Raw genomic sequence first — 20002 nt, 5'->3', positions numbered from 1 at the left:
AGACATTGGACACAAGACAGCTTTGTCTTGATACTTACGCCTTGATACTTGATACTAACTAAGTCAGCAAATGGCTTTTTTCATTGAACACTTTCCATAGCAGCTCACCGAAAAGGGTATTTGTCCACGCAAACCAGCTTCTGGTGAAGTTCGTGGCGTCTTCCTTATGAAAAGACTCGTGCATGAACCCTTTTCCACCATGCGAATTTTTCAGCATGTCAATGCAGTGTTTTACTTCCCCTTCATCCGTAGAAGTAAAGGCACGCATTACGATGCTCATAGGCCATATCATGTCTTTTCCCACATGTGGGCCACCTATTCCTTCTCCTGCCTTCCCTTTATAGAAATAAGGATTGGCATCTGAAAGCACGAATTTTCTGGTATTCTGATATATCGGATCATTTAAATCTATAGCTCCCAGATAGGGCAGGCCAAGCAAACTAGGCACGTTGGCATCATCCATCAGGTAGCGTCCACCAAAGCCGTCTACCTCAAAGGCGTATATTTTACCAAATTTTTCATGCTCTACTATAGCATATTTTTGAATAGCGGCCTCCACCTCATTGGCAAGTGCCTGTAGCTCTGCCGACAGCTGCTGCTCTTCTCCAAAGGCATCCAACATTTCGGCGGCCTGCCTTAGGCTGGTCACAGCAAAGAAATTGGATGGAATGAGAAAAGGAAATATGGTGGCATCATCACTAGGGCGAAAAGCGGAGCAAATGAGTCCCACTGGATTGACCGGAAACCCGTAGCCCGCCATCGGAAGCGAATCTGTTGGGTGCGGCGTTTCGCGCTGGAAGTGATAGGGACCCAATCCCTCTTTGCGCTGTTGCTCTTTAAATGTTTTCAGCGTCAGCCGGATACTATCTTTCCATTGATTGTCAAAGGGCGATCTTTCCTCCGTCGCTTTCCAATAGTGATAGGCCAGCCTAATGGGATAGCAGAGCGAGTCTATCTCCCATTTGCGTTCATGGACACCGGGCAACATATCTGTTTTGTCCGTCTTCCATTCTCCTTGCTTGTTTGGGTCTCCATAGAAAGCATTGGCGTAGGGGTCTTTCAACACGCATTTCACCTGATGGCGAACAAGCCCCTGTATCAGCTTGTTGAGCGGTTTGTCCTGTTTGGCAAACTGCAAATAGGGCCACACCTGAGCCGAGCTATCCCTCAACCACATGGCATCTATATCTCCCGTAATTACATAGGTATCGGGAATGCCCCCCTGTTCGCTATAGTATACGGTAGTATCTAAGGTATTGGGAAAACAATTGCCAAATAACCAAGCCAGTTCCTTATCTTTTATCTTCGATTGAAACAGCTTGATGGCCTGTTCCACTGATTTACTTGAAAAATGGCGATCCTTTGCAGGAACCCTAACGGATGGAAATTCTTCTAATCCTAGACCAAGGGTCCACTTGGAGGTCAACATACCTGCAGTTAATAAGCTTGATTGCTGTAAAAAACTTCTTCTGTGCATATATTTAAGTCTGTACTGGTTTCTTGATCCCAAATGTACATAAATATCTTTAAAATAAAATAAATCGTTTTAGCAATGACGATATTAATGAATTAAGTAACTGACATTTTTCTTGTTTGCCGTCATTGCGAGAGACGAAGCAATCTGGCAAACAGAAACGCAGATTGCCTGACTGTCATCAGGCAGGCTTCTTCTCCGCCAAAGACGGATCATCGCAATTCGTTTTTTTGATACGCATAAATTTATCATGCATCAATATTAATGAATTATTTCTATTTCAATATATAAAATAACATTCCGTTAACAAGACTCCTTACTCGTTGCCATACAACACAGCCAATCACGGCTTTCAATCGAAAACACAAAAAAAAGTTAGTTGGAAAGCGAGAAAGGCCTGTCTTTCTTGTTTATGGACCTACCTTTCATTGGCTCATTCCCCATATTAAAATTCAAGTTGCCTCCTTTTATTATCTCCCCGTATGTCAGATAGTTCTTAGTGAATATTTCACCATTTAAGCTTGCGTCTTGGACATATACGTTTTCCTTGCTATTCCCTTGCGCATGGATCACAAATTTTTCCCCATTTTCTAAAGTTATGGTAGCTTTCTCAAACAAGGGACTTCCTATTACATACTGATCCGTACCTGGACAAACACTGTAAAAACCGAGCGCACTAAGGACAAACCAAGACGAGGTCTGCCCTTGATCTTCATCCCCCGGATAGCCGTTTTCTGTCCAATTGTAGAGCTTATCCATCACGTTTCTGGCATGGAATTGTGATTTCCAAGGTGCTCCGGCATAGTTGTAAAGGTAAATCATGTGTTGTATGGGCTGGTTGCCATGGGCATACTGCCCCATATCGGCCATGACCATTTCCGTCATTTCGTGGATCATACCGCCATAACTACCCACATTGACCCTATTGGGTTCCGTAAAAACAGAATCCAGTTTGGCCACGAAACGCTCGTCGCCGCCCAGCAGATCGATCAGCCCCTGGGTATCGTGAAATACAGACCATACCCAATGCCAGGCGTTACCTTCCGTAAAGGGACCTCCCCATTCCATTGGATCAAAATTTAAATTCCAATGGCCATTTCTATCCCGTCCGCGCATAAAACTGGTGGAGGGATCAAACACATTCCGATAATTATACATTTGCCGCTTGAAAATATCGGCATAAAACGGCTGGTCTGTCATAGTGGCCAAGCGGTAGCCACAGAAATCGTCATAGGCATATTCGAGGGTCTTTGCCGTCCCTTCCCGCACCTCACTGGGGACATACCCGAGCTGATAGTAATCTTTCCAACCATCGCGGCCATTGGCCGGCCCCCACGGGCCCTTGTTGGTAGCCTCGTGCAAGTAGGCTGCCAAAGCCTTCTGAGGGTCAAAGGTACGAATCCCCTTTGCCCAAGCATCTGCCAGCAATGAAATAGCATGGTTGCCGATCATGCTTCCCGCTTCGCTCGGAAAGGACCAAGACGGAAGCCATCCGCATTGGTCATAGGCGTCCAGCAAGGCTTGCATATATCGGCCGTGCATGGTGGGATATAATAACGCATTTAAGGGAAATTGCGCTCGAAATGTATCCCAAAACCCCGTATCGGTAAACATATAACCGGGATAGACCTTACCGTCATAGGGACTGAAATAATAGGGGTTTCCCTGTTCGTCATATTCGTAAAACTGCCTTGAAAAAAGGCTGGCCCGAAAGAAGCAACTATAGAAGGTAGCTTTGTCATCTTCGCTATCGCCCTCTACCAATATGCGCGACAGATGATCGTTCCATACCTTCCATGCCTGTTCTTTCGTCTGTTCCAATCTCCTGTTCTCTCCCAATTCTCTTTTTAGGTTCAACATCGCCTGGTCTTGACTGATATAGGAAGAAGCAACCTTAACTTGCACGATTGCTCCTTCTTGAAACTCGATATACGCTCCCTTCCCATCTCCCATTGCCTCCAAAGAATCGGGCGAAACGGTATTATCCCTGTTCTCCCAAGTGCCATAATGCCTGAAAGGCTGATCAAACTCGGCTACAAAGAAATTCTTAAAACCTTCCTTAAAGCCCCTGCCGTTGTTCACAAAGCCGATAATCTTCCTTTCCTTCGGCAATATTTTCACCATGCTAATGCCCGTATACCCATCCAGTACCAAGAATGATTTATGCTTTTTGGGAAATGAAAAGCGCAAATGTGCCCCTCGCTCACTAGGCGCCATTTCCACTTTTATATCATTTTCCATTTTCACGCTGTAATAGTTCGGCTTTGCTATCTCGTGGTCATGACTAAAAGCCGTTGCCCGTTTATCTTCATCTACCTGCAGGCTATCCAAGGTGGGAAAGAATGAAAAGACGGCATAATCATTGGACCAAGAGCTGCACTGATGAGCCTGCTGAAAACCACGTAGCTTATCCACGAAATACTGGTATTTCCAGCCATCTCCATTCTTGCCCGTTTGGGGTGTCCAAGTATGCATGGCAAATGGCAAAGCCGTAGTGGGATAGGTATTGCCACGGGTCAGCTCGTGCTTGGAATTGGTGCCCTGCAGGGTGTTGACATACTTTACCAAGTCTGGTTGCTGGCATATGGCATTTGGGAATCCAGAGAGGGACAAGAACAAAACTAACAAACTAGTTTTCATTGTAATCACATCAATGGCATCGGACAACTGGAATGAATGAGTTCGACTCATAAAGCTCAATTTATATTGGTTCGCTAATAAATCGTTTTAGCTAAGCAATGATAAGAAACATTATGTAATCGCGCAAAGGCTAAAAAATTAGCAGGCAATCGAATAAAAATCAACCCAGCATTAAATTCGGGCAAAAATCGGCCATCACCTAATATATTCACCATGTGTATTATTTTCGTTACAAAAATATAAACTTGAAATTTTGCCCCGAGTTGCTATCTCAATTGCTCGCCATAGCCTGTACCCTGCTTAGATTGTCCGTAGCCTGAAGAATCTTCTTCATCAGTATAGGATTATAATCAGGGTGTGATGACAAGAAATCCTGCAAAATCTGGCAGGCTTCCTTTGAACGATACTGCCCTATGGAGCTGCTCAGCCATCGCTTTGGGAAAAAGATATCTCCTGTTTGCTGTATTTCCTGCAACAATTCCAGCGAAAGCGCCAAATCCTTGATGGCATCCTTTTGCCTCAGGGGATGATGGATATTGTTCAAAGCGGTCAATACCCAATCTTCTTTTTCCCTGTTCTTGGCTTGTTTAAAGGACTGAAAGAAAGCACTTCTTTCATTAGGATCTGACGACAAGGATGGCAACAGAAAGGCAAAGCGTTTCTGCTTGTCCGCATTGCTAATGGCTTGCTGTGCCGTTTTCAGTATGTCATTGGTTTTAGGATGCTCGTAAATGGCCAAATCCATCGCCATGGCCGTATAGTCGTCCTCATTGAGCTTGAGGTTGGGTATTTGCGTGTTCTTATTCCAAATCTGATACAGCCTTTCCCTCCCTTGACTCGAATAAGCAATACCCTTGTACAGGTTGAAGATTGCTTTCTTGATATTCGGAGGCAGCGTAGACTGCAGTTTTGCATAAAGCTCTTCCTCTAACGATCGCTCTTCTTTGATTCGCTGTTCATCGGTCAGAAAAGTCCAAAAGACGTTATCTATCTCGTTGCTTACCAACCGCATGATCAGCTCATTCTTTTCTACCTTTATTCCTTCTTTCAGTAAGTTGAATATGGCTAAAGGAGCAATCTCTCCATTCAACATTTTCTCATAGCCATTGATATAGGCGTAGCCCCTGGCTACATCGTCCTTGATATTCAATATAGCGATCAGTTCTTCTTTATCCATCGGAAAAACGCCATATCCAAGGCCATCATAGTTACATATGATGGCATTCGGTTTGAGTAAGCCTTTGGCCTCTGGCAGACTGGCCACCTTTCCATCTATGTTCACAGTCAGCAGATGAATGGAATCTGGGTAGACAAATGCCACGTCAAACGTTTGTGGCCACAAATGATCACCGCCGTCTTCTGCTGATTGTTCTATCTCGAACTTGGACACTTTGTTATCAGCATCGTAAGCAATGTGTTCTTCAAAAACGGGACGCCCACTTTGGTTGACCCAAACGTCGCTCCATTTTTTCATGTCCCGTTCGGTCTTGGTATCCAAGATGTCAATCAGATCGGGCCAAGTGGCATTGCCATAGGCGTAAGTTTTGATATACTCGCTTATTCCTTCCCTGAACTTGTCCTTTCCAATGGCCAATTCCAATTGACGCATCATGATGGGCGCTTTATCGTAGATAATGCCACCATATAGGGATCCTGCATCTTTTAAATTAGCCAGTTGTTGCCTGATGGGGTTCGTACCCTTGGTGCGATCTTCGCCATAGGCAGCGGGATAGTGATTCAAAACGAACAGCAAGTCGTGATTGATATCGGGAAATGCAGGATTGATAATCTTATCGGCCATAAAGTTGGCAAAGACTTCCTTCATCCATACATCGTTGAACCATTCCATCGTCACCAGATCGCCGAACCACATGTGCGCCGTTTCATGGGCAATCAGTTTGGCCCGCGATAGTTTCTGGCTTTCGGTTGCCGTGTGATCCAAGAACAAGGCCGATTCGCGGTATTGAATAGCCCCCACATGTTCCATCCCTCCATACTGAAAAATGGGAATAGCCGCAAAATCCAGCTTTTGAAAAGGGAAAGGATAGGCCGTATAATTTTCCAGAAAATCGACCGATTGCTTGTGCAGATCAAAAATGGGGGCCAAACTGGCCTGTACCTTTTCGGCATTGTCCTCCCGATATAGAAAACGCATATCCAACTTCCCTAAGGTTTCCTTGGCCACCGAAAATTTACCTGCCACAAAAGAAAACAGGTAAGTGCTCATCTTGTCGGTTTTGCCAAACCGATGCGTTACGTAATCCCCTTTATCCACACGGCTTTCCTCTTTGCTTGCGCAAAGCACTTCCCAATCCTTTGGAGCAGTGATTGTCAGTTGATAGTTTGCTTTTAAATCGGGCTGGTCAAAACAGGGGAAAAGCGTGCTGGCTCTATCGGGCACCAGCAAGGTATACAGAAAATCCTCATTTCTATTTAGCGATAGCTCTCCTGCCAAAAAATCGATTTCAATGGTATTTGCGCCAAGCTTCAACCCATCGGGCGAAATAATCAGGTGCTCTTTTTCGTGTACGATATCCTCCTCTCGCCCATTGACGGACAGTTTCAGAAGATGGTCTTGCTGCTCATTGAAATCCAGATACAGAGGTTGGCTCAATGAGTGTATCTGCAGGTCGAGCTTCAGATGGGCAGGTATAGCCTGCTCTCTGCTTTCGGGAATATCGAAAGAGAGCGCATAGGTGATATCCGAGATCTGCTCTTTGCGATAAGTAGCCAATTCTTTGGAGATACCTACCCCCAACAGATGTTTCTTCTCCGAACCATTTTTACAAGACATCATCAACAAAACACAAATACTGGTGAAGCAAAAATATCTTGTCATGTTTATTTTATATTTTTGTACATTAAAATGGGATCTGTGATAGCAAATCCAAAATTTGCTTCTCTGAAATATTACCCTGTTCAGATTTATCATAAATGGTCAATAATATGACCGTCGATTCTTGTACATAAAAGTTAGTAATGATTCTTGCTCCCCCGCTCTTACCCTTTCCTTTACTGGTTATCGCTATCCTAATCTTGAAACAATTGTTGCCTAACGAAACACCGTATTCCGCATTTTCTTTCAATAGAAGCACCAAATTAACAAGCTCAGCTTTTAGGGAGGGGTATTTCTTTATTAAACGTTTGACCTGGCGATCGAACGATTTTATAGTGATAACGCTATAACTCATTGAGCAAGTCCTCTACTGGTTTGCCTTTTAGCTTCCCTTGCTTTATCAACTTTACTTCTTCCACAGCTTTGCGAAGTTCATCCATAAACATATCATCTTTCACCGACTTCACTTCAAAACTCATTTTCAAAGCCCTAGCAAAAGCTTTCACGGCAGCTAATTGCTCCTTATTATTTGGATGAATCAATATTGTTTCCATAAATACAAATTTATGGAAATGCTTTTACAATGATAAAGATATTTTTGAAATAACTGACAAGCTGCGCCTTAACAACAGTTTCCATTCAAAAATATGCTATCAACGAAACCACACTGATGTACCCCATGAGCAACCCTTCTCTATCCTTAGTCTGTAGCCGAGCCATGTGTGCTAGAGACTAAGGGTTAAACTTATGAAAATGGTAGTCTCCAGACTACCTTATCATTCATCCAATCCGTAGTCCCCAACACCTCTCCCTCCCGAAAGACTACGGATAGTACTTTTTCTATCTATCCTTAGTCTGTAGCAAGGCCACGAGCGCCAGAGACTAAGGGTTAAACTATGAAAATGGTAGTCTCCAGACTACCCTATCATCCCACAATCCGTAGTCCCCAACACCTCTCCTACCCGACAGACTACAGATAGTACTTTTTTTAACTATCCTTAGTCTGTAGCTGGGCCATGAGCGCAAGAGACTAAGGGTTAAACTATGAAAATGGTAGTCTCCAGACTACCCTATCATCCCACAATCCGTAGTCCCCAACACGTCTCCCACCCGACAGACTACGGATAGTACTTTACTTCAAAAAATCAATCGCAATCAACCCTTTTTCATCGGTATAATAATCAATTGCACTTGAATAAAGGTAATCTTCTTCTGACCTGACTATTCCTGCCCTAACCGGATTTTGATGCAGATATTTCATACGTGTCCCCAAGATTTCCATATCATGGCATTCTATCGGATGATTGCCTTGTTGCCAAAATTGATAATGTTCATTTCGATTGTTCCTTTTGCCATTACTCTCAAAAATCCAAAGCATCCAATTACGCCTACTTTCATTCGTATTCATCTGTATTGCTTCAATAATTTTATTCGCTGTGAACTTCTTAAAATCACGCAAAATATCGGACAATCGAAATGGGGCTTTAGAAGATGCTATCAAATGAACGTGATTAGGCATAATGCACCAAGCATGAATATTCAGCCCTTTCTTTTTTTGGCAATATTTTAAATTTTCAACCAAAATATCGACATACAATTTCCTTGTAAAGACATCCACCCATTCGACAACTGCAAACGTAATGAAATGCACAGCAAATTGATTTCTTATTTTATAACCATCATCAGACATTTATCAAAACATTAAAAAACTAAATCCCTTATACCTTACCATTCCACAATCCGTAGTCTCTATCACATTTCCCACCCGACAGACTACGGATAGTACTTTTTCTATCTATCCTTAGTCTATAGCAAGGCCGCGAACGCAAGAGACTAAGGATAGCGTTTTAAAAATACGCTATCAATGAAACCACACTGATGTACCCCATGAGCAAGACCACCACGAAGCCAGCGATGCTGAGCCTCCACGGATGCTTATACTCTTTTCCCACGATACGCTGACGATGTACGGCCAACAGCATCAGCAGCAAGGCAATGGGCAGTATCAGTCCATTCAGGGCTCCAGCCAATACAAGAACCTGCACCGGTTTTCCCACGATAAGGAAAACACTGGTGGAGATGACAATAAATGCAATGATCAGGTAACGTTCATAGTGCTGCAAAACCGGATGAAAACTTTTCACGAATGAAACAGAGGTATAAGCTGCACCGATGACCGAAGTGATAGCGGCACTCCACAAGACCAAGCCAAAGAGCTTGTACCCTACCTCGCCCGATACTATCCGAAAGACCGATGCGGCCGGATTGTCGCTGTCCAAGGCAATACCAACTGAGACCACCCCCAACACGGCCAAGAACAATACCGTGCGCATGATGGACGCCAGCACAATACCGGTCACCGCAGCTGTACTGGCATTCTTCACTTGGTCCCTGCCCTTTATCCCAGTGTCCAATAGCCTGTGCGCTCCGGCAAAAGTAATATAACCCCCAACGCTGCCGCCCACGAGCGTCAGGATAGCCGTAAAGTCAAAACGCAGAGGCATTACGGTCTCCTTGGCAGCTTGAGCCAAGGGTGGATTGGATTGCCACGCTACAAATACCGTCAATAAGATCATCAATATGCCCAAGACCTTCATCACGCCATCCATCACCCTAGCAGCTTCGCGAACGATGAAGATACCGATGGCCATTAAGGCACTCCAAAAAGCACCATGCGACACATCCATTCCAAATAGTATATTCATCCCCAATCCCGCCCCGGCAATATTACCAATGTTGAACGCAAAGCCACCCAATACCACTAGTCCAGCCAAGAGAAAGCCCATACCAGGCAACAGCTCATTGGCAATGTCTTGTGCCCTCTTCTCGGACACGACAATGACCCTCCAAATGTTCAGCTGGGCTATGATATCCAAGACGACGGTCACCAAGATGACAAAGCCAAAACTAGCCAAAAGCTTTTCGGTGAAGAATGCCGTTTGCGTCAAAAACCCCGGACCAACCGCGGAAGTCGCCATCATAAAGGCGGCGGCAAGGAACTTATTTCTCGTTGAAGTGCTCATGGTTGGTTTCTTTGGCTTTTGCTGATTGCTTCTATCGTTATCCCCTCGGCCCACAGTCGGGCATGGACAGCCTTTGCAAAGTCAAGCGCGCGTTTTCCATCGCCATGTAGGCAAATGGTCTGTGCGCGCAATGAAATGGAACAATTTTCTACGCTCAATACCTTTTTTTCCTTGGCCAACATTAATACCTGCCGCAAAGCCTCATCCGTGTCATCGATAAGTGCATTGGGCTTGGCACGTGACACCAACATTCCGTCTGCTTCGTACCGCCTATCGGCAAAAGCCTCACCCACAAAGCGCAAACCCAATTGCTTGGAACCCTCCTCCATTTTACTGCCGGGCAAACCATACAGCATCATATCCCCATCAAAATCAACCATTGCCTGCCCTATGGCCAAAGCAATTTCTAAATCTACAGCCGCCATATGGTACAGCGCGCCGTGCGGTTTCAGGTGGTGGATACTTGCGCCCGCTGCCTTGACAAAGGCGTACAATGCTCCTATCTGGTAAAGGCAAATCTCGTAGGCTTCGTTGGTCGAAATCTGCATGGCCCGCCGCCCGAAGCCTTGCAAATCAGGCAAACCGGGATGTACGCCTATGGCTACCTGTTTTTCTACGGCCAGGGCAACGGTTCGACGCATCACCGAAGCATCGCCAGCATGAAATCCGCAAGCGATATTCACGGAAGACACATAATCCATCATCGCCGCATCATCGCCAAGCTGATAATGACCAAAAGATTCTCCTAAATCACAGTTTAGATCAATAGAACACATCATATCTTGTTCGTTCAAGATGGTTTAGCCTCCTTGCCCCCATCTTTGCGCTTAAAACACCAAATATCCCTTATCCTTTGCACTCAAAAAAGCTTTTGGGAAAATTTATGTGCAATATCTTAACGCTAATGCTTAATTTTACTCATCAATTTCTGACAAACGCCCGATAACACCAAATGGAAATGGCAGTGGAGTCCTAGACAAATGACAAAATATTCATGATAAATATAAAAGTACTGAGCGAAGAGGCTGTCGTTGTCCAGTTCGGGGACGAAATCAGCGAAACAGTGCTCAACCACATCACCTTATTTAACAAGCTCTTGCATCAAAATCCTTTTCCGGGATTTATAGAAACAGTCCCAGCTTATGTGTCTCTAACCGTGTATTTCAATCCCGAGATGGTGTTGTCTGATACAAAAAAAGGAGTACATGCTTATGATTGGGTGATTCAATACCTGAAAAATCTGCCCTTGACCACAGATACCAGCTCACCGAACATTAAAGAACCCATCCAGATACCTGTATGCTACGCATCGCGCTATTCGCCAGACCTACCGGTAGTGGCTGAACATAATCATTTATCGACGGAGGAAGTCATTGCCATCCATACTGCCGCCACCTATACCGTTTACATGATAGGTTTCATGCCTGGCTTTCCCTATTTAGGGGGCATGTCTCCCGCTATTGCCACTCCGAGAAAGCAATCACCACGTCCTTTGGTCGAAAAAGGATCGGTAGGCATAGCTGGTGCTCAAACGGGCATCTATCCTGCCGACTCGCCCGGTGGGTGGCAGCTTATCGGCAGAACCCCCATCAAGCTGTTCGATGTGTCGCATCCTCCCTATAGCTTGCTGAAAGCTGGCGACAGACTGCAGTTCTACGCCATAAGCGTACAGGAATTTGAAAAGCTTCAAAATGCCGCCCGCTTATGCGCATAAGCATCCTCAAACCCGGCCCGCTCTCCACCATACAAGATCATGGCCGTCATGGTTATAGGCAGTTGGGAGTACCTTTGGCTGGATGCATGGACAAGGTAGCAGCCACCATAGCCAATCTACTGGTGGGCAACAAAGGGCATGAAGCCGTGATAGAAATGATCTATAGCGGTATGACCTTTATTGCCGATACTCCCCTATTGATCGCTTGTTGCGGCGGGGGAAGCAAAATAATGGTAGACGGGCAGAAAATCCCATTGTGGACGCCGCTATTCATACCCCAGGGCACCACGGTAAAATGCATGCCGGACGACCAAGGCTGTATTGCCTATATCGCCATCGCAGGCGGTTGGGACGTGCCCGAAATATTGGGAAGCTACAGCACTTACCTACCTGCCCAAATAGGCGGATTTCATGGCAGGGCCCTGCAAAAGGAAGACGAGCTGAGCAATAATACGAATATCTCGGCGCTATCCGGTAGGATATTACTGCAACTGCATCAATCAAATCAGGACATCAATCACCCTAAATGGTATGTCAATGCTGGGAGATTCGTGGATTATGGGAACGAAACCGTCCGCTACACCGAGGGCTTGGAATATGACTGGTTTGATGAAAAAGCCCATCAGGCACTTTCCACCGCAAGGTATTTCCTAGACCGGCAGTCCAACAGGATGGGTTATCGTTTAGCAGGTCAAGTCCTGCGCGCTCGGACAGAAGGTCACGAGCTACTTTCCACAGCGGTAATGCCAGGTACCGTACAGGTCACCAAATCGGGTGAAATAATCTTATTGATGGCCGACTGTCAAACAACGGGCGGCTACCCACGTATAGCCCAAGTGATACAGGTCGACATCCCCATTTGTGTCCAGCTAAAACTTGGCGAAGCCATCCGTTTCGAAAAAGTCAGCCTGACAGAGGCCGAAAACCTATACCTCACCCAGCAAAAGCAATTGGCCGCATTGGGCAATACGATAAGAAAACTGTTTGCGTAACATGTATCCCCAAAAAAACACTAACGCCAAAACCCAATAAAAATAATTACTTTTGGCGTTAGTTAATATATTCACTTACGCCAAAAGTAAATAAAAATACATACTTTTGGCGCAAGTAAAATCAGAAAACAAAGAAACATGAATCTACAAGCAGTAGCAGGACGAAAAGAAGAGATAGCTATTTTACAAGATGCGTTACAGTCAAAAAAAGCTGAACTGATTGCACTCTACGGCCGCAGGAGGATTGGCAAAACATTCTTGGTGAGGGCGTTTTACAAAGACCACCTATGTTTTGAACTATCTGGAAGCCAACATGCGAACATGGAAACCCAGCTTTTCAACTTTGCCCATGTCCTAGGGAAATTCATGGATATAGGTATTGTTCCGCAAACGCCCACAAGTTGGCCAGCAGCGTTTATCATGCTAGGCAACTATATCGAACGATTGCCCGGCACAGGCAAAAAAGTAGTCTTCCTTGATGAGTTGCCTTGGTTGGACAGCATGCATTCGGGGTTTTTGAGTGCCTTTGATTATTTCTGGAATGCATGGTGCACAAAACGGACGGACATCATCGTGGTTATCTGCGGCTCGGCCGCATCATGGATGATCAATAAGATCATTTTCAATAAGGGCGGTCTGCACAACCGAGTTACCAGGCAAATCAGGTTACTGCCTTTTACATTGACCGAAACAAAGGATTTTTTCCAAAGCAGGGGCATTAAACTCGACCTATACCAAATAGCACAGCTATACATGGTCATGGGTGGGGTGCCACACTACCTGGAACAGGTAAAGGCCGGAAAGAGCGCCACGCAAAACATAGACGAATTGTGCTTTTCGTCCCAAGGCCCCTTGCGGGACGAGTTCGACAGGCTCTATACGTCCTTGTACGACAATGCGCATACACACATCGCCATCATCAGGTCACTTAGCGCATACCGCACAGGGCTGACGCGCAACGAGATAGTAAAGGAAGCGCAGCTAAAAAGCGGGGGCTACCTCAGTAGCATATTGAACGAACTGGAAGAAAGCGGCTTCATCACTTCTTACCTGCCATTGAACAGAAAATCAAAAGATGCGCTTTTCAGGCTGACGGATGAATACTCTCTCTTTTACCTGAAATTTATCGAAAAAAGACGTTCATCACAAAAAGGCACTTGGGCATTACTCAGCAGCCGCCCAAGTTGGAAAGCATGGAGTGGGTATGCTTTTGAAAATCTATGCCTAAAACATGTAGAAAAGATTAAAATGGCCCTCCAGATAGGGAGCATCTATTCCGAGCAATCGGCTTGGTACGACAGGAAGCTCGGCGCCCAGATAGACCTTGTCATCGACAGGGCCGACCGGTGCATCAATCTCTGCGAGATCAAGTTCTCGGATACCCCATATACATGGACTGCCAAGTACGCCAAGGAGTGGCAACAGAAAGTGATAGCTTACAAGAGCACGCTTCAAACCAACAAAACCATCTTCACCACGTTCATCACCACATACGGCCTTAAGCCAAATGATCATAGTGCACAATATGTGGATAGTGAGGTGACTCTCGAACAGTTATTCTGACTATGCATCACTCTCTCACCCGCAGCACGCTGATAGCGCCCAGAAACATGAATACACCGGCCATGACCAATGCAAAAATCGCTTGCCCACCAAACGCGTACTTCACGATATAGCCACCGAAAAATCCATTGACGATCTGTGGGAAGGTGATGAAGAAATTGAATATGCCCATATACACACCCATCTTCTTGGCAGGCAAGCTTCCTGACAGTATAGCATAGGGCATAGAAAGGATACTCCCCCAGGCCATGCCTACACCCACCATAGACCATATGAGCATGGTAGGGCTATTCATAAAATAAATGGAAATCAGTCCTACTCCGCCGGCTATCAATGAAAATGCATGGGTTTGCTTTCTACCAAATTGCCTGGCAAGCCTAGGCAATAGCAAGGCATAGAGTGCCGAGGTACCATTGTATATACCAAACAAAATACCTACCCAGTTTCCCGCATCGGCAAAGGCTGCCGAGCTAGAATCGCCCGGTACCACACCATAGATATGCACTGCAATGGCCGGCGTGGTGAATACCCACATGGAAAAGAGGGCAAACCAACTGAAGAATTGCACCAAGCCCAATTGCTTCATAGCCTGTGGCATTAGCCTGAAATCGTCCACGATGGCCAATAGTCCTTTTTTTTCTTCCACTTCGGGCTGCTGTCCCTCTGCTTCGGCATAGGCTTCCAATTCCTTCGGGCTGTATTCTTTGGTGGTGACAACCGTCCAGATTACCGTAGTCAACAAAATAGCCGCTCCAGTATAAAAGGAATAGATCACATTGTCGGGCACCACCCCATTTGGAGCCGTCTTGCTTACGCCCATGTATTCCGCCAACACATAAGGCAGCCAAGATCCCACTACCGCACCAATACCTATGAGGAAAGTCTGCACGGAAAAACCCGTTGCCCGTTGCTCATCGCGCAACTTATCCCCTACCAATGCGCGGAACGGCTCCATGGTAATATTAATGGAAGCATCCATGATCATGAGCATACCAGCTCCTATGGCGATAGGTGGAAGGAAATTGGCCAGTATACCCGCGTCGGGCATGAACAGCAGCGCGATGGACGTGAATAGCGCACCAAATAATATATACGGCCTACGTCTCCCTAGCCTCGTCCATGTTCTATCGCTATAATGGCCAATGATAGGCTGAATGAGCATACCCGTAATGGGAGCCACTAACCAGAACAGGCTCAAATGCTCCACATCCGCACCGAAAGTTTGCAAAATACGGGAGGCATTGCCGTTTTGAAGAGCAAAGCCAAATTGAATGCCCAAAAAGCCTATGCTCATATTGATGATCTGCCCTAGGCTCAAGGCTGGTTTTTTATAATTGGTTTTCATAATTTAAATATAGGAGATTGTTTCAAAAGTATTAAATTTCGTCATTCGAGCGAATCCGCCAATCGGAATGACAGGTTTCGTCATCTCGACCAGAGCAAGGCGGAGTGGAGAGATCGGTGCACAGGCATTGACTCCTCCGCTTCGGTCGGAATGACGGCGCATATTACTTTTCGGACAGCGTCAAAAACTCAAGATCAGCGCATCGGTAGAAATCATTTCCAATAAGATACCATCTTGTATTTGTACTGTCTTATACTGTTTCCCCGAGAGCAGATCGGTCAGCTCCAAAGCCGTCCGTTTGTCCAAGTTAAAATGAGCAAGCACCTCATCGGGCAGGTAGACCTTCACCTCTTTGTCCCTTCGCTCAAAATTGGCCACGATGAGCAAGCGCTCTTTTTCGGTATAGCGCAAGAAGGCATAGGTTTTGCCATTGAACCCGGTAGACCAGGTATTTCCATTCAACAGCTCAAAAAAATCGCCCTCCCTGATAGCTTCATGGTCGGTAACAATTTGCAGCAAGTCGGCATAAAATCGGCGTAAGCCCCTTTCATCATCATTCAGTTGTCCTCCGTCAAAAGCACCGCCGTTCATCCAACGCTGGTGATGGGGTACACCCCAATAGTCGAAGATGGTGGTACGTCCATCGTCTCCGCTGAAACCCATGGCCCCGATTGCCGGCTCTCCCACTTCTTGTCCGGAATAGATCATCACGGGGCCCGAAGACAAGGTAGCACTCACCACCATTGCCGCTTTGGCAAACCAAGCATTGCCCGCAAAGAAGCGCGAAGCGATGCGCTGCTCGTCATGGTTTTCCAGAAAACGCAGCATGTGCTTGGAAAAGCCGTTGCTTTCATATTTCCATACATGCGTGATGCTATCCACATGACCCGTGCTATCATCCTCAACAAGTTTGCGCAAGCCATCATATAGCCCCACCTTATCGTAAAGGTAGTCGAAATGTCCCTGCTCGATATAGGTACGATAGGCTTGCGGATTGTAAATCTCTGCAATAAAAATAAGTGCTGGGTATTTTTCCTTCACCTGGGGGATCACCCACTCCCAAAACTCCACCGGCACCATCTCGGCCATATCACAGCGAAAGCCATCCGTGCCTTTTTCTGCCCAATACAATAGAATATCCCGCATCTTTTCCCATAGCGGCGGAATAGGGTCTATGTGCAGTTGCCGGCCCTGAAGATAGTCGACCCCATAATTGAGCTTGATGGTCTCAAACCAATCATCTATACTCGGATTGGCACTGAAGACATCATTGCCCGTGGCCTTGGCTGGGAATTCTTCGAAGTGTCCGTCTTTCAAGGTACTTTTAAAATCGTCGCCCCCGGGATTGTAGCCCGCTGGTACTTGAAAAGCCTCATTCGGCACATAGTAAAAGTCGTTCCTTGCACTGAACGCCTTAGTTGTATCGTCTTCTGCACCGATATCGACCACACCATCGGGCTTCTTGTCCGAAGCATAGGTACGTGCCACATGGTTGGGGATAAAATCCATCAAGACTTTCAATCCATATTGATGCGTTCTGACTATCAATTCTTCAAATTCCTCGATGCGCCTATCCACATCTACAGCCAAATCGGGATCCACATCATAATAATCCTTGATGGCGTAAGGCGATCCCGCCCTGCCCTTGACCACATCCGGATCATCGGGATGTATGCCATAAGTACTGTAATCGGTCATGGTAGCATGCTCGATGACACCAGTGTACCAAACATGCGAAATACCCAGCTTCTTTATTTCTTCCAGTGCCTTGTCATTGATGTCGTTAAATTTGCCACTGCCATTTTCGGCTAAGGAACCATAGAATTTGTTGAGGTTGTTCTTGTTCCCAAAATGGCGCACCAACAACTGATAAATAGTCAGCTTATGATCGCTCAATCGTTCAGCAGTGCTATTTTCACTATCCAACATGGCTTTTTTATTTAGATTTCCACAGGCAATCAAGGTAAGCAATATAGCCGAAAATCCTATAATAATATAGTTCGCTTTCATACGCTTTCCAAATTGACGGCCACTCTATCTCCCGGGAGAATGGTATACAACATATCATTGATCATTACTTCAGCAACCTTGCCCTCGTTGGAAATATGCACTTGTTCGTGCGCTATTTTCACATAGAGCTTGGCTCCACGGAACCGCACGTGGAAAGCATAAGATTTCCAGTTTTCGGTAATAAAGGGATGAAAGGTCAATTTTCCATTTCGCACGCGCATACCCGCAAAGCCTTCTACTACGCTCATCCAAGTACCAGCCATGGAAGTGATGTGTAGGCCGTCCTCGGTATCGTTGTTATAATCGTCCAGGTCCAATCGTGCCGTGCGGAGATAGAACTGATAGGCACGTTCACCATCGCCCAGCTTGGCAGCAAGAATGGCGTGCACACAGGGCGATAGTGAACTCTCGTGTACCGTCCTCGGCTCGTAGAAATCGTAATTGCGCTTGATCGTTTCCAGATCAAAACGATCTTCGAGGAAGTAAATTCCCTGCAGCACGTCGGCCTGCTTGATATAGCACGAACGTAGGATGCGATCCCAGCTCCACTTCTGGTTCAAGGGGCGATCTTCCACTGGTAGGTCCTTCACCAGTATCTGCTCCTTGTCCAGGTAATTGTCCTGCTGCAAGAAAATACCCAATTCCTTATCCTCACCAAGGTACATGTTATCGCGGATATGCTGCCATCGCAGGGGCTCTTTATCGAGATTAAAGCTAGTCTTGTCCAAGATTTCATCAAAACGCCCTGCATCCAACTGCTTCACCTTGTCCAAGGACTCCAGGGTATATTCCAAGCACCACATGGCCATATAGCTGGTGTACCAGTTATTGTTCACGTTGTTCTCATATTCATTAGGTCCTGTCACTCCCAACATCACGTATTGCCCCTTGGCTCCGCTCCAGTTTACACGCTGAGCCCAAAAGCGCGAGATGGCGACGAGTACTTCCAAACCATATTCGACCAAATAATGCTCATCGCCCGTATAACGTATATAGTTGAAAATGGCAAAGGCGATGGCCGCGTTGCGGTGGATTTCCTCAAAGGTTATTTCCCACTCGTTGTGGCACTCTTCGCCGTTCATGGTCACCATGGGATAAAGAGCAGCCCCATCCCTGAAACCGAGTTTCTCGGCATTTTCTATGGCCTTTTGCAGGTGGTTATAGCGATAGATAAGCAGATTTCGCGCTACGTGCGGTTCAGCCGTGGCCAAATAAAATGGAACGCAATAGGCCTCCGTATCCCAATAGGTGACTCCTCCATATTTTTCACCGGTGAAGCCTTTTGGCCCTATATTGAGACGGGCATCTTCTCCCGTATATGTTTGATTGAGCTGGAAAATATTGAAGCGGATGGCCTGTTGAGCCGCCACATCGCCTTCAATGACAATATCGCTCTCTGCCCATTTTTCTTGCCAAGCCTTCGCCTGCTCTTCCTTCATCTTATCAAAGCCCTTAGTCGCCACTTTTTGGAGCGTTTCCTCGGCCTTTGCTGATAAGACCTGCTTTGCGTGGTTCTCAGAAGATAGGTTTACCGCATATTTCAGTAAGGTGATTTGCTGTCCCTTTGCCAAGGGAAACTCCAGTACCTTACCTACCAACTTATCTTCATCCCTATCTACCTCATCTACTTCCACAATCTCCTCATCCACCAAGATGGCGTACTGCATGGCCGTGGCTACCCAAAAAGCCGTCTTCTTGGTTTCCATCAGCAATGAAGCAGATTGGCTACCTTGTTTTTTGTCGATGAGGTTCCAAAACTGCTCGTCGTAATTGGAATCCCTATTGCTGATATTTCCGTCCAAATAGGGACTCATCTTCACATGGATGTCACCGCTCAATGCCTTGATGCTGTAACGAATAGCACCTGCCTCGTCGTCCACCAAACTGCACAACCTGGTCGATTGTACTTCTACCTTGGCACAATGGGACAATGTAGCCTCGAAGCTACGCTGCAAATAACCCTCACGCATGTTTAAGACGCGCTTGAAGTTGCTGACCTCCACCGTGGCCAGGTCTAGTGTTTCTCCGTCAATCCATACGTCTATGCCAATCCAGTTGGCGGCATTGATGACCTTGGCAAAATATTCGGGATAGCCGTTCTTCCACCAGCCCACACGGGTTTTATCGGGATAATACACCCCAGCTACATAAGAGCCTTGCAAGCTCTTGCCGCTGTATCGCTCTTCAAAATTGGCCCTTTGGCCCATACGACCATTACCAATACTGAAAATACTTTCGGAAACCTCATTCACGGCAGGATCAAAACCCTCCTCTATGATATTCCATTCGTCCTTTATGATATACTCTTTCATTTGCTTTTAGATATGAGATTTTAGACATCAAACTAAAGGCTAAGGCTTTGCACGCGTTTACCAGCTTTCGGCCCCCTGCACAGTTTAAAACTT

14 protein-coding genes are annotated in these 20002 nt (G+C 46.0%); 3 read left to right on the top strand and 11 right to left on the bottom strand.

The features are described from left to right. Positions 1 to 58: 58 nt before the first annotated feature. The 8 genes from A37S_RS0108890 to A37S_RS0108855 form a co-directional block, all read right to left on the bottom strand. Positions 59 to 1477, bottom strand: coding sequence for a glycoside hydrolase family 125 protein (locus A37S_RS0108890; protein ID WP_028296681.1), 1419 nt, complete (start codon positions 1475 to 1477; stop codon positions 59 to 61). A gap of 372 nt (positions 1478 to 1849) precedes the next feature. Continuing rightward, positions 1850 to 4165: a GH92 family glycosyl hydrolase gene (locus A37S_RS0108885; protein WP_245586343.1), complete on the bottom strand. Its 2316-nt coding sequence runs from the start codon at positions 4163 to 4165 to the stop codon at positions 1850 to 1852. 220 nt (positions 4166 to 4385) lie between these two features. Further along, positions 4386 to 6911 (bottom strand): M1 family metallopeptidase, encoded by a 2526-nt coding sequence (locus A37S_RS0108880; protein WP_211229748.1) that lies wholly within the window; start codon positions 6909 to 6911, stop codon positions 4386 to 4388. A 64-nt stretch (positions 6912 to 6975) separates the two neighbouring features. Further along, positions 6976 to 7305 carry a type II toxin-antitoxin system RelE/ParE family toxin gene (locus A37S_RS0108875; protein WP_028296678.1) on the bottom strand — a complete coding sequence of 110 codons (330 nt, stop codon included), beginning with the start codon at positions 7303 to 7305 and terminating at the stop codon, positions 6976 to 6978. Further along, positions 7295 to 7504, bottom strand: coding sequence for a DUF2683 family protein (locus tag A37S_RS24125; RefSeq protein WP_036601933.1), 210 nt, complete (start codon positions 7502 to 7504; stop codon positions 7295 to 7297). The genes A37S_RS0108875 and A37S_RS24125 overlap by 11 nt, the downstream gene beginning before the upstream one ends. A gap of 578 nt (positions 7505 to 8082) precedes the next feature. Beyond that, positions 8083 to 8640 carry an REP-associated tyrosine transposase gene (locus A37S_RS0108865; protein ID WP_028296677.1) on the bottom strand — a complete coding sequence of 186 codons (558 nt, stop codon included), beginning with the start codon at positions 8638 to 8640 and terminating at the stop codon, positions 8083 to 8085. Between the two features lie 157 nt (positions 8641 to 8797). Then, the gene (locus A37S_RS0108860; RefSeq protein ID WP_028296676.1) at positions 8798 to 9973 is read right to left on the bottom strand and encodes an NRAMP family divalent metal transporter; all 1176 of its coding nucleotides are present in this window, start codon (positions 9971 to 9973) and stop codon (positions 8798 to 8800) included. Next, the gene (locus tag A37S_RS0108855) at positions 9970 to 10752 is read right to left on the bottom strand and encodes a LamB/YcsF family protein (RefSeq protein WP_281169862.1); all 783 of its coding nucleotides are present in this window, start codon (positions 10750 to 10752) and stop codon (positions 9970 to 9972) included. Before A37S_RS0108855 ends, A37S_RS0108860 begins: the two co-directional genes overlap by 4 nt. 215 nt (positions 10753 to 10967) lie before the next feature. Here A37S_RS0108855 and pxpB point away from each other — a divergent pair, with 215 nt between their 5' ends. From pxpB to A37S_RS0108840, 3 genes are all read left to right on the top strand, one after another. Continuing rightward, entirely contained in the window at positions 10968 to 11687 is a 720-nt protein-coding gene (pxpB, locus tag A37S_RS24120; RefSeq protein ID WP_036601931.1) for a 5-oxoprolinase subunit PxpB, read from the top strand. Next, positions 11678 to 12679 (top strand): 5-oxoprolinase subunit C family protein, encoded by a 1002-nt coding sequence (locus A37S_RS0108845; protein ID WP_028296674.1) that lies wholly within the window; start codon positions 11678 to 11680, stop codon positions 12677 to 12679. Before pxpB ends, A37S_RS0108845 begins: the two co-directional genes overlap by 10 nt. Positions 12680 to 12817: 138 nt before the next feature. Next, on the top strand, positions 12818 to 14242 hold the full coding sequence (locus tag A37S_RS0108840; protein ID WP_028296673.1) for an AAA family ATPase: 1425 nt from the start codon (positions 12818 to 12820) through the stop codon (positions 14240 to 14242). Positions 14243 to 14249: 7 nt separating this feature from the next. Here the strand turns inward: A37S_RS0108840 and A37S_RS0108835 are convergent, their stop codons facing one another. The 3 genes from A37S_RS0108835 to A37S_RS0108825 form a co-directional block, all read right to left on the bottom strand. Continuing rightward, positions 14250 to 15587, bottom strand: a complete 1338-nt coding sequence (locus A37S_RS0108835) for an MFS transporter (RefSeq protein ID WP_028296672.1) — start codon at positions 15585 to 15587, stop codon at positions 14250 to 14252. Between the two features lie 180 nt (positions 15588 to 15767). Next, positions 15768 to 17597 (bottom strand): alpha-amylase family glycosyl hydrolase, encoded by a 1830-nt coding sequence (locus A37S_RS24115; protein WP_084163825.1) that lies wholly within the window; start codon positions 17595 to 17597, stop codon positions 15768 to 15770. After that, positions 17594 to 19909, bottom strand: a complete 2316-nt coding sequence (locus A37S_RS0108825) for a glycoside hydrolase family 65 protein (RefSeq protein WP_028296671.1) — start codon at positions 19907 to 19909, stop codon at positions 17594 to 17596. Before A37S_RS0108825 ends, A37S_RS24115 begins: the two co-directional genes overlap by 4 nt. Positions 19910 to 20002 lie beyond the last annotated feature (93 nt).

Source organism: Olivibacter sitiensis DSM 17696, assembly GCF_000427965.1.
In the GTDB taxonomy this organism is placed as follows: domain Bacteria; phylum Bacteroidota; class Bacteroidia; order Sphingobacteriales; family Sphingobacteriaceae; genus Olivibacter; species Olivibacter sitiensis.
The sequence above is the reverse complement of the archived record's forward strand: the minus strand, read 5'-3'. Positions and strand labels throughout refer to the sequence as shown.